The organism is Spirosoma endbachense, from assembly GCF_010233585.1.
In the GTDB taxonomy this organism is placed as follows: domain Bacteria; phylum Bacteroidota; class Bacteroidia; order Cytophagales; family Spirosomataceae; genus Spirosoma; species Spirosoma endbachense.
In genome coordinates this window covers 7,371,270-7,384,626 of record NZ_CP045997.1, presented here as the reverse complement: position 1 = coordinate 7,384,626, position 13,357 = coordinate 7,371,270, and the positions used below count along the sequence as shown (strand labels likewise).

At 47.8% G+C, this 13,357-nt stretch carries 3 protein-coding genes; all 3 read left to right on the top strand.

The window, feature by feature from the left end; translation table 11 throughout:
* Nucleotide 1 precedes the first annotated feature (1 nt).
* The 3 genes from GJR95_RS30035 to GJR95_RS30025 all read left to right on the top strand — a co-directional run bounded on the left by GJR95_RS30035 (nt 2) and on the right by GJR95_RS30025 (nt 13,121).
* On the top strand, nt 2-2,191 hold the full coding sequence (locus GJR95_RS30035; protein WP_162389372.1) for a GumC family protein: 2,190 nt from the start codon (nt 2-4) through the stop codon (nt 2,189-2,191).
* 118 nt (nt 2,192-2,309) lie between these two features.
* The gene (locus GJR95_RS30030; RefSeq protein ID WP_162389371.1) at nt 2,310-9,014 is read left to right on the top strand and encodes a polyketide synthase; all 6,705 of its coding nucleotides are present in this window, start codon (nt 2,310-2,312) and stop codon (nt 9,012-9,014) included.
* Entirely contained in the window at nt 9,015-13,121 is a 4,107-nt protein-coding gene (locus GJR95_RS30025; protein WP_162389370.1) for a non-ribosomal peptide synthetase, read from the top strand.
* Nucleotides 13,122-13,357: the final 236 nt, after the last annotated feature.

The following is a 13,357-nucleotide window of genomic DNA, read 5'->3' as shown; positions in this document are numbered from 1 at the left end:
TATGACAGTCGAAGTATTTCTGCGGCTTCTGAAACAGCATATACTCTGGTTCATTCTTATTCCCTGTGTAACAGCTGGAACAGCTTTTTATGTTACACGGAATGAGCCTAAAGTTTATAAATCCCAGGCAACTTTATATACAGGCCTGGTTTCTCGCTATTCCTTACTGTCTGATAAACAGGGCGGTGTCGTTGACCGGTCGGCTAGTGCAATTGACAACATTCTAACGACACTGAGCTCGAAGGAAACCTTGCTCCAGATAGGAATAGACTTGCTGACCGATCATTTACGGCTTCAGCAACCAGATAGTTTAGTCTTGTCGGCGGCTGGTTTTCAACAGCTTCGGCAGTCAATTCCACCTACCTGGCAGAACGCTCTGTTTGTCAATAGTGATTCAACCGACTTACACAAGCTCATCGACAGTCTGGCAAAAAGCCCGTATGATAACCCCATAAAAGCGTTGCTGATCAAACCGGGGTCTCATTATTCAATTCAGTTGTTAGGCGAAAAGCTGAAAGCGTCGGCCCGTAAAAATACAAACGACGTGCTGACGATGGAGTTTGAATCCAGCGATCCGGCGGTAGCGCAAAAAACCCTCGTTTACGCCATCAAAGCGTTGAATTACCGGTATTCTAATCTGAAAACATCTGAAACGAACTCGGTAGTTAATTATTACGAAGATAAACTGAAGAAAGCGAAGCAGGCACTCGATCAGGCTGAAGCAAATTTACGGGCTTTCAACACCAATAATAAGGTGTTAAATTATGACGAAGAAGCCCGCAACGTAGCCACCTCCCGCGAAGAACTTATTAAGGCGTATAATGAGGAATTGATGCGGAAAGATGCCGCAAAAGCGTCACTCGATGCACTCAATCGCCGAACAACTCAGCAGGGAACATTAAATGCCGCCCAGGCTGATCTGAACGAAAAACAGAAAAAACTAACTGAGGCTGAAAATAAGCTGGCTAATGCGCGAGCCTATGGCCAACCCAAACATGTCATTACCAAGTTACAGGAAGGCATTGCGAAAGCATCGGAGGATCTGAAAATCAGCGCTCAAAAATACGATGCTGCCACCAACACATCCGATGGCGTTCCGGCACAGGCAATGGCTACTGATCGATTAGCCAAATCACTGGAGTATGACGAATCTGTTGCCCGTCTGGAATTGTATAAAAAACGGATCAGTGAGTACCAGGTTAAAACGAATGAATACACGCCATTAGGATCTCAACTCCGGCAGCTGGAACGCGGTCTGAGCGTTGCCGAAAAAGAATACCTCGACTTATTACAACAGGTAGAACAATCTCAGACCCGTCGTCAGGATATTGCCATTGGCGGTACGCTGGAGATCATGGACGCGCCCGACTACCCATTGACCCCCCAGGTATCGAAACGGACGCAGATGATTGCTATTGGCGCTGGCGCCGGCATTTTTATCGCCTTGCTGCTGATGGCCCTACGCTTCTGGCTTGATAATCGGATTCATTCGCCAGAGCAGGCTGAACAACAGGTTGGCATGCCGGTTTCGGCCTTGTTTCCGACCGTTTCCAAACCGAACGTTTTTTCAAAAGCGACGCTGGCTAGCCGGAATATGTTCGAGCAGCTTTTCAATGCAGTTAATATTGAAATTTCGCAGGCTACCTCTAAACCGTTCCCACCCCTTGTTACCCTTTTCAGCATCGGGTCGAAACAGGGCAAAACCTGGGTGGCAAATGGATTGAATCAACTATATGCCGAAGCCGATCAGAAGGTGGCATACTGTTATCCACGCGTAACCGGAAAAGAGCAAAAAGAATTGATTGGTGGAATTACACTCTTTCCGTATACGGTTCGCCCAGATTTTATGAACGTTACGGGCGTAGATTACCTGATTGACTATAATCATGGATTTGATGCGTCTCAGTTCGATCGGATTGTGCTTGAATTACCACCGCTTCTGACGAATCAGATACCAGTCTATCTACTCAAAAACAGCGTTCTATCGTTATTGGTAGTTGATGCCAATAGTGCCTGGGCACGCGCCGAGAAGCAATTATTGAGTCTATATGTACGGGTAACCAACCAGCCTATTCTCCTCATTTTGAATCGTGTTGAAGGGAATTACATCGATGTTCCCGGCCGGGCAGATGTTAGACAGGTACCTGTTGGAGCGGAGCGTTCGGTGCTGTCTCAGCGCAACATGCCCTAGAAAGCTATTGAGTCAAATTAATACCGATTAGTGAAGGTAGATACAGAGAAACTACCGACAAGTAGGTTTTATCGGAATTAGGTAGTCGCTAATTCCTCAATTCATTCGTAGTACTCATATGGAAAACAAGGGTCTTGTCATCTCGCAGTTTGTTCATCAACTAGTCGAAAAAACTGCCAGTACGCATCCTGATACCATCGCTTTAATTTTTGGCGGAGATAAACTGACTTACCGCCAGTTAAACGAACAGGCAGAAACCGTATGCCAGACTATTCTGAGTATTGATCCTGAGGCAACGTTAATCGGTGTAAGCAGTACCCGAAGCCTGGACATGGTTATTGGTGTACTAGCTGTGTTGAAGGCGGGTAAAGCCTACCTTCCGCTCGACCCAACGTATCCTGCCCAACGTTTGCAACAAATCAGCGTTGATTCAGGCATTAAAACCTGCCTGGCCACAGCTCACGATGCACCTGTATTTGAGGGCATAGGTCTTCAGGTAATTTCGGCGGGTAAAGCCTCTGGTATAATACCGCAATCGGCAAGTCTGCAAACTAGCACCGCTTATGTGCTCTATACATCAGGCTCAACCGGTAAGCCCAAAGGCGTCAGCATGGGGCACGGGCCGCTGATGAACCTGTTGCAATGGCAGGCTACTAATTCGGAGGCAGCAGTCGGTACAAGAACGTTGCAGTTGGCGCCCCTTAGCTTTGACGTTTCATTTCAGGAGATTTTTGCTACGCTCAGTACAGGTGGAACACTCATCCTGATTGATGAAGAACTTCGTCTGGATTTGACGGCCCTGTTGGCCTTTATCGACGAACAATCGGTGAACCGGCTCTTTTTGCCCTTCGTAGCACTTCAGTATCTGGCCGAAGCAGCAGTTAGTACACAGCGGTTTCCGAGCGCACTGCGTGAAATTATGACAGCGGGCGAACAGTTGAAGATTACACCTCAGCTAACCTCGTTCTTTACTGCCCTGCCCAACTGCGTTCTGTTTAACCAATATGGCCCAACCGAGTGTCATGTCGTAAGCCAGCTAAAACTGGATGGCAATCCCGCAGAATGGCCTTTATTGCCATCTATTGGCAAAGCCATCGACAACGTTAGTCTGTTCATTGCCGATGAAAATCTGGCTCTGCTACCTGACGGTGAATCGGGAGAACTTCTGATTGCTGGCGATTGCCTGGCAGAAGGATACCTGCATCAGGAAGCGTTAACGAACGAGAAGTTTATCGAACTGGCAATGCCTGAGCAAGGCATAACCCGAATTTATCGAACCGGCGATCTGGCACGTTATCTGCCTGATGGTACAATTGAATTTCTGGGACGCCGTGATGACCAGGTAAAGATTCGGGGACATCGGGTTGAGCTGGGTGAACTGGAAGTTATTATCAATCAACTACAAGGTATTAAGCAGGCCGTTGTCGTTGCCCGGGAAGGAATAGGCGGTCAGAAGCAGCTAATCGCTTATCTTGTTTCTTCTGGCGAGACGAAGGAAAACGTAGGCATTCGGAAGGAACTTGAACAGCGTTTGCCCGACTACATGATGCCGTCGGCTTTTGTCTGGATGGACGATTTCCCAAAAACCAGTAGCGGAAAGGTCGACAAGAAAAAGCTACCGGCTCCCGAGCAGAAACGCCCGGAACTGGCAGTAACCTATCGGAAGCCTAAAACCCAGCTTGAGCAAACCATTGCGAACGTATGGGCCACGCTACTACAGCTAGACAAAGTTGGTCTGGATGATAATTTCTTTGAGTTAGGCGGTAATTCGCTTTTAGCCCAGAAAATAGTTGCCGCTTTAAAACAGGAGCAACAGACCTTACCTGTAACGAAGCTATATCAATATCCAACTATTGCCGGGATCACTCGTTATTTACAACCTCAGGCACTGGTACAGGCCGGGAGCGAAGTCACGAAACCTCTGCCCCAGAAAGGAATACCGTCTACGCATCAGGCAGATGTGGCCATCATCGGGATGACTGGCCGTTTTCCGGGTGCAACGACTATTGATGAGTTCTGGGACTTATTGAAGCAGGGCCGCGAAACCACCCGCTTCTTTACGGATGAAGAATTAGACGTAAACATACCGGCCAGGCTCAAAAATGATTCACTTTATGTCAAAGCGAGAGGTGTCATTGACAATGCCGATCAGTTTGACGCCCAGTTTTTTGGATTAGCCCCCACGGTTGCGCAACTGATGGACCCGCAACAGCGCGTATTTCTGGAAATAGCCTGGGAAGCGCTGGAACAAACGGGGTATCTGCCCCAGCAATATAGCGGGCGCGTTGGCGTATTTGCAGGCTGCGGCAATAACACCTATTACCTGAACAATGTACTGACCAATACCGAATTGGTTGATCAGGTTGGTCGCTTTCAGGTAATGACACTGAATGAAAAAGATTATATAGCTTCCCGTACTGCTTACCAGCTAAATCTGAAAGGGCCTGCGGTAAGTGTTTATTCAGCCTGTTCTACATCCCTACTGGCCATAACGCAGGCTGTTCAAAGCATTCGTATCGGGCAGTGCGATGTCGCTCTGGCAGGAGGTGCAACCATAACAGCACCAATCAATAGTGGCCACCTTTATCAGGAGGGAGCCATGCTCAGTAAGGATGGCCATTGCCGATCATTCGATGCACAGGGCGAAGGAACCGTCTTCAGTGATGGTGCAGGTGTCGTTTTATTAAAAAATCTGGATGCTGCCCGGCGCGATGGCGACACGATCTATGGTGTCATAAAAGGGGTCGGTGTAAATAACGATGGGGCTGGGAAAGGCAGCTTTACTGCCCCGAATGCTGAAGGACAGGCTGCTGCTATTGCCATGGCTATTCAGGACGCCCAGATAGAGCCGACGACCATTAGCTATGTGGAAGCGCATGGAACAGCTACCCCACTTGGTGATCCAATTGAAATTGAGGGCCTGACGATAGGGTTTGGGGAACAAATCGAAAAACAGTACTGCGCAATCGGCTCGGTTAAGAGTAATATGGGTCATTTGACGGCAGCTGCTGGTGTTGCAGGGCTTATCAAAACAACCCTGGCTTTATACCACCGGCAAATTCCGGCTTCGCTCCATTTCTCGACGGCTAACACTGCCATTAATTTTGCAGAAACACCATTTTTTGTCAATACAAAACTCACAGAATGGAAGCCAACGGGTGTTCGGGAGATGAATCCGCGACGGGCTGGTGTAAGCTCATTCGGTGTAGGTGGGACTAATGTACATGTCGTTTTAGAAGAATTTATACAGGAAGAACCACAGACGACAGCCGGACGACCCCTTCAGCTGATTACCTGGTCAGCCAAGTCGCTGATAAGTCGTGAGACATATGCTGATCGGCTGGCTGAAAAACTTCGTCAGAAAGCACCGTTGAGTCTCCCTGATACTGCATTTACGCTACAGACGACCCGGCCTGATTTTAAGCACCGTCGCTTTGCCGTCGCTGCAACGAGCACTGAGCTACTCGAAAAGCTTACGGCGACTACCGTTACACCATCAACAATAAAAACGGTTAAAGAAGCTCCAGGCGAAGTTGTCTTTATGTTTCCTGGCCAGGGAGCACAGTTTCTGAACATGGGCCGTATGCTTTACGACCATGAGACTGTGTATCGGCAAGCAGTTGATGACTGTGCCGACCTCCTGAAAGCCCACATGGAAGTCGACATTCGCCAGGTCATTTATCCACAGGCTCTGGATGTAGATGCTGAGCAACGACTGAAAAACACACGTTATACACAGCCCGCGTTGTTTGTTACCGAATATGCGCTGGCAAAATTGTGGATGAGCTGGGGTATTGAACCATCCATATTCTGTGGGCATAGCATCGGCGAATTTGTGGCTGCTCATCTGGCGGGAGTTTTTACGCTTGCCGATGCCCTGATGTTAATTGCTACCCGTGGCCAACTGGTAAGCGAACAGCCCAGAGGCAGCATGCTTTCGGTACGTATGCCTGCCGAAACGTTACAGGCTATGCTGCCATCGAGCCTGTCGGTGGCAGCGATAAACAGCCATAAATTGTGCGTAGTCGCTGGCCCGGATGAACATATTGCTGATTTCGCCCGCTTGCTCGACGAACAGGAGATTCTTAACCAGCCTCTCGAAACCAGTCATGCATTCCATTCGTCAATGATGGACCCCGTGATTGGAGCCTTTGAAGAACTAGTAAAAAAAGTTGCCTTAAATCGGCCACAGAAACCACTGGTATCAACAGTAACAGGCTCATGGCTAAGTGACGCGCAAGCCACTGATACGTCTTATTGGGCCAACCATTTGCGGGCTACGGTTCGCTTTGCTGATGCAATTACCACCATTGTAGAGTTAGAAAATCCCCTTTTGCTGGAGGTTGGCCCCGGTCATGTTACAGCAACACTTGCCCGACAACAGACTAATAATAAGCCCATAACCGTATTGGCTGGTCTCGTTAATAATGCTGATGAGCTGGTTGCTTACCAGTCTGTTCTGACGACACTTGGCCAACTCTATCTGAATGGTTTAGAGCCGGATTGGGCCGGATTTTATGCTGATCAAAGCAGAAAAAGATTAAATTTACCAACGTATGCTTTCGACAGAAAGCGTTGCTGGGTCGATCCTGTCCGTTTATCAGTAGCAAGCATACAAACGAATACAACTCCTGACATAGCTACATCATCCACACCCATAGCGCAACCTGCAATGAGAAAAGACACCTTGATCAATAAGATCAACACACTATTAGAAGATGCATCCGGCATCGACATGGAAGGAGTAACGCCCGACATGAGTTTTCTGGAAATAGGTCTTGACTCGTTGCTGCTGACACAGGTTGCGCTGACTTTGAAGAAAGAGTTTAACGTACCTGTAACGTTTCGGCAACTAACGAGTGAATATGCCACTCCGGAACTACTGGCGAATTACCTGGATCGTACGCTACCGATTTCTGATGCGCCCGTTCCAGCCCCTCAGCCAATAGCCAGTTCGGTTCAACCAGAGCAAACGTACGTAGCGCCCGTAGCAAGTTATGGTGGAGTGCCTGTTGCGGCTAATGACTCGGCGCTGGGTCTGATAGCCCAACAGCTACAATTACTTGCCAAACAGGTTGCGCTTTTACAGGGAACAAATCCTGAAGTAGTAATCCCATCGGCTCCGGTAGTTCAGGCCGTCGTAACAACCAATACGAATAGATCTGCGGAGGCAATTCCTATGCCTAAAGCAGAAACGACGTCGTTAAAAGTGGCTACGATCGATACCGCTGATCTGACACCTGAAGAGAAAATAGAGCTTAAAAAACCGTTCGGAGCAACGGCTCGAATTGAGCGCCAGGCTTCGGAATTAACGAATGAGCAACAATTCTTTTTAGAAAGGCTGACTCGTCGCTATAATCAGAAAACAAAGAATAGTAAGGCCTATGCCCAGCAACACCGTTCGCATATGGCCGACCCACGAGTTGTATCCGGGTTTCGGCCACTGACGAAGGAAATTGTCTATCCACTGGTTGTTAACCGTTCGAAAGGAAGCCATTTGTGGGACATTGATGGGAATGAATACATTGATGCCCTGAATGGATTTGGCTCGAACATGTTTGGCTATCAGCCCGATCTGATCAAGCAGGCATTGCATGACCAGATCGAAAACGGCTATGAAGTAGGTCCGCAACACGAACTCGCGGGTGAAGTAAGCCAGTTGATCTGTGAATTGACGGGCACAGATCGGGCTGCTTTATGCAATACGGGCTCAGAGGCTGTATTGGGCACCATGCGAATTGCCCGTACTGTAACCGGCCGGTCGTTGATTGTGGCTTTTTCGGGCTCCTATCACGGCATTGCCGATGAAGTATTGGTTCGGGGCACTAAAAAATTAAAATCATTTCCGGCTGCTCCCGGTATTATGCCAGAGTCGGTTCAGAATATGCTCATTCTGGACTATGGCACCGAAGAGAGCCTGAAAATCATTCGTGAACGAGCTCACGAACTGGCGGCTGTATTGGTCGAACCCGTGCAAAGCCGTCGTCCGGAGTTTGTACCAATCGAATTTCTGAAGCAGGTTCGGGCGATTACGGCTGCATCGGGCACCGCATTGATCTTCGATGAAGTGATTACTGGTTTTAGAACACACCCCGGTGGAGCACAGGCTTTGTTTGGTATTAAAGCAGATCTGGCTTCCTATGGTAAAGTAGTCGGAGCTGGCTTACCAATTGGAGTTATCGCGGGTAAACGCGCCTTTATGGACGCGCTTGATGGTGGTTTCTGGCAATACGGCGATAGCTCAGTTCCCGAAGTTGGGGTCACCTATTTTGCCGGTACATTCGTTCGGCATCCCATGGCATTGGCAGCGGCTAAAGCGTCTCTGCACTACATGAAAGAGAAGGGGCCTTCATTACAACAGGAACTTACCCAGAAAACCAGGCGCCTTGCCGATGCGTTGAATGTAATCATCGATCGTCAGCAGATTCCACTCGTCGTGGCGCAGTTTGGCTCACTCTGGAAAATAAAATTTAAGGAAGAGATTCCTTATGGAGAACTGCTGTTCACGCTAATGCGCGAAAAAGGCATTCATATCTGGGATGGCTTCCCCTGCTTTCTGTCTGAAGCGCATACAGATGAAGAAATAAATACCATAATTGATCGATTCTCCAGAAGTATAAATGAATTAATTGACGCTGGTTTTTTAGACGCTACCCCGACATTAGCGACTAGAGTGCAGATGGCCGGGGTGGCACTTGCTGGCGATTTACCACCGGTTCAGGGAGCCCGGCTAGGTCGCGATCAGCTCGGAAATCCGGCCTGGTTTATACCGAATCCGGAGCGTCCAGGTAAATATCTACAAGTCAAGTTAAATGAGATTTGAATGGTAAAAAGTGCTACTCACACCGATATAACGTTCGTTGAAGTTGACTTTGATCCATTTGTCGGTCCTGAACTTTTGCGATTAGCACCTGTAACGGAATCACAGGAGGAAGTATGGACATCCTGCCAATTGGGTGGTGACGATGCCAGTAGGGCATATAATGAATCAGTTTCGCTTAAACTCAACGGAACCTTAAACCGATCAGCACTAGAGCGGGCTTTACTGGCCCTTGTGCATCGGCATGAAGCCTTACGCTCAGCATTTAGTGCTGATGGAAGGCAGATTTGTGTCTTTCAGGTGTCGCTAATCAAACCCGATTATATCGACTGTTCGACGCTACCTGAATCTGAAAAGAGCCAGATTATAGCAAATTATGTAGAACAGGACGCCCTGCATGTATTTGATCTGTTAAACGGTCCGCTGATTAAGGCTGGTCTGATTAACGTATCGGATACGGAGCATCAGTTGGTTTTAACGGCACATCATATTGTTTGCGATGGTTGGTCAATGGGCATCATGCTACAGGACCTGAGCGCACTCTATTCGGCCTATGCCAATAATTTGGTGCCTAATTTACCAGAGCCTACTCCGTATAGTCAATATGCGGTTGAGCAGGTTTTGTTCAGTAAGAGTGAGCAATATAAGCAGATTGAAAAGTTCTGGGTTGATCAATTTCGTGAGACAGTTCCCGTCTTAGAGCTACCCACTGACTTCCCAAGGCCAGCCTTACGGACCTACAAAAGCACTCGTCGCGACTATCCGTTGGATGATGCATTGGTATTGGCCGTAAAACAAATGGGTATAAAAGCTGGAAGCAGCTTTGTATCAACCCTGATGGCTACGTTCGAAGTATTGTTGCATCGCCTGACAGGTCAGACCGATATTGTGCTGGGTTTACCCGCTGCCGGTCAATCGGCTACCGGCAATCTTCGGCTGGTTGGGCATTGTGTAAATCTTCTGCCTCTACGGAGTTCGGTACGGCCCGACCAACGCTTTCAGGAGTTTTTACAGCAGCGGAAAGATGCCGTTCTCGACGCTTATGAGCATCAGCAATTAACATTTGGTAGTCTGCTAAAAAAACTACCGATTGCCCGTGATCCATCACGAGTGCCGTTGGTGCCGGTAATCTTTAATGTAGATATTGGATTGGATAATGGTGTCGACTTTTATGGTCTTGAACACCAGCTTATCAATAACGTCAGGCAATTTGAGACGGTTGATCTATCGGTCAATATTAGCGGCTCGTCAGCGACTTCGTTAACCATAGAATGTTCATATAATACACAGTTATTCCAGGAAAATACCATTGACCGGATAATTGCCGAGTATGTCAGCCTTCTGGAAACGGTAATCGCTAATCCGTTGGTGCCTATTGATGAGATTCCATTAGCCGATCGGGGAGAGCTACTTCGGAAGTTGGCCCGCTGGAACAATACCGTTGCCGATTACCCACGGAATACGCCTTTACACGAACTATTGGCGAAGACGGTAGCTCAATATCCCACAAAAATTGCGCTCGTTTCGAACGGGCGCTCGGTGAGCTATCGGCAATTGAACGAAACAGCCAATCAGGTTGCTCGTTCCATTCAGAGTTACGATATAAAAGTAGGTTACGTTGTGGGTGTGTTACTGGATCGTTCGCCAGAACTAATTATTACGTTGCTGGCCATTCTTAAAGCCGGGGCCGCCTACGTACCCATTGACCCAACCTATCCGCAGGATCGCATTGCGTTTATGCTGAGTGATTCTTCGGCTCAATTACTCATCACGTCTAAAAAATATGCAGGACGGCTTGAGCATCAGGCTCGGGAAATCCTTATTGAGTCATTAGTAGCAGAGTCGATTGCGCAGCCTAAAAACGAGCCCAATACAATTGTTTTGGGCGCTGATCTGGCTTATATACTGTATACATCCGGTTCGACGGGTCGACCTAAAGGCGTATTGATCGAGCATCGGAATCTGGTCAATCTGCTGTATAGCATGATTGCCTGGCCGGGAATAACGAACAGAGACGTTCTTCTGGGCGTTACGACTGTGTCATTCGACATTGCAGGACTGGAACTATACCTGCCTTTACTTGTCGGAGCTACCCTTGTGCTGGCTGATGCAGAAACCGCCAAAGATGGTCGGGCCTTATTAGACGTTCTTAAAGCCCCAATCCAAACGGATACCGCTCAGCCCGCTTTGCCAATAACCATCATGCAGGCGACGCCTGTAACCTGGAAAATGATGCTGGCAGCAGGTTGGGAGGAGCAGTTGTCGCTTAAAATCCTGTGTTGCGGTGAACCCATGTCGAAAGACCTGGCTCAAAAACTTATAGCTCGGTGCGATACGCTCTGGAACATGTATGGCCCAACCGAGACGACAATTTATTCAACAGGTAAACAGATCCTGGCCACCGACGAAATTATTACTATTGGCCGGCCAATCCTGAACACGCAGGTATACATACTTGATGATCAGCTGAGCCCATTACCCGAAGGAATTGTTGGGGAAATTTACATTGCAGGCGACGGTGTAGCACGTGGTTATCTTAACCGGCCTGAGCTAACAAAGGAGAAATTTGTTAGAAACCCATTTGCCGGATCAAAATCCGGGATGATGTATCGTACGGGTGATCTTGGCAAATTTATGGCAGATGGGGAGATCCACTGCCTGGGCCGCAGTGACCAACAGATCAAAATCCGGGGCTACAGGGTTGAACCAGGTGAAGTAGAACAGGCATTACTAGCGATTGACGGCATTAAAGAGGCTCTGGTAATTGCCCGTGAAGATCGACCGGGCGATCAGCGTCTGGCCGCTTATATTGTTACAGGCTCGCCCATGAGCGATGACACCTTTACGAAGGTTGTTTTAAAATGGCGGGCAAAGCTACAGGAGGGTTTACCCGACTATATGGTTCCGTCAGATTTCATCAATCTGCCCGAATTACCTGTTACGCCGAACGGTAAAATTGATCGGAATGCCCTGCCCAAACCAATTAATGCGTTACGATCGGCAGAGAAAGGAGTCGCAAAGCCAGTCACGGAAACAGAAAAGTTAATTACCGATATCTGGGCCGACGCACTGGGACTTAATACGATAGGCATTCACGACGACTTTTTTGAGTTGGGAGGCCATTCAATGATTGCCGTACAGGTTATGACGCGGATTGAAAAGGAAATGGGCCGACGATTACCCTTATCGACGCTCATGACCTATCCGACTATTCATAAGCTTGCGCAACTACTTCAGGAAAAAAAGCCAGCCATGAAATGGAAATCATTAGTGCCGATCAAGCCACAAGGCAATAAAATTCCGATTTATATTATTCATGGAATTGGATTAAATGTACTGAATTTCAGTAGCTTCCTGACTAATATGGACCCTGAACAGCCGATCTATGGGTTGCAGGCACGGGGCTTGGACGGTATCGATGAGCCACTGGATAGTATGGAAGGAATTGCTTCGTTTTATAATTCGGAGATACTCGAGCAAAATCCCGACGGGCCTTATGCTATTGCTGGCTACTCGTTTGGTGGCTATGTAGCCCTTGAAATGGCTCGCCAGCTGAAAGCAATGGGCAAGGAAGTAAGAATGCTTGCCATGCTTGATACGAACGCACAGGAATGGGAGGCAAATTATTCGTTGATGAATTGGCTGAGCCGGAAAATACTGCGTCAGTTCCCGAAAATGGTTTGGTTTACGAAGTCGCTCTTAAGTCAGCCTATAGCAACTATTCGTTACCAGCAACAATATGTTGAGCGTCATGCCAATTCGTTGTTAAAAGCGATCGGCCTACGAAATGAGCCTGAACCAGAAAAAGAGCTTGATCTGCTGAGTCGGATCATCGATAAGCACGAAATAGCCTATCAGAATTATACGATGAAGCCTTATGATGGAGTTGTTGATCTCTTCAAAGCAAAAACTCGACTATACTTTGTTGACGATAGTAAATTCCTGGGCTGGAAAAAATACGCGTTAAAAGGGGTTCGCGTACATGATGTTCCGGGGGATCATGAAATGATGTTGTTGCCGCCTAATGACAAGGAATTCGCCCGTTTGCTACAGAAGGCCTTAGACAGCTTAAGCCCTATCCATCGTAAACAGAAACTAACAACTGCTTAACCAGGCCCTATTTTTAATTAAAAATTTGGCTGTATTGGTGGGAGATTAAATCGGTAAAGTTGAAGTGCCGGCTACCCGCTTTGACACAGGTTGGCAGGTTTTGGAGTAAGCAGGGCTTTCTTATAAAACCAGTTCTTGATTCATGAACTGAATCAATGTTAGGAATTTGTCGGCAAAGTCTTCTAGTTGAGCAACCATATTTTTGGGCTTTTTTCGCCCTAACAAGTTGATAACCA

Coding starts and splice junctions, on each gene's coding strand:
- GJR95_RS30035 (WP_162389372.1), top strand. CDS start 2: ATGACAGTCGAAGTATTTCTGCGGCTTCTGAAACAGCATATACTCTGG.
- GJR95_RS30030 (WP_162389371.1), top strand. CDS start 2,310: ATGGAAAACAAGGGTCTTGTCATCTCGCAGTTTGTTCATCAACTAGTC.
- GJR95_RS30025 (WP_162389370.1), top strand. CDS start 9,015: ATGGTAAAAAGTGCTACTCACACCGATATAACGTTCGTTGAAGTTGAC.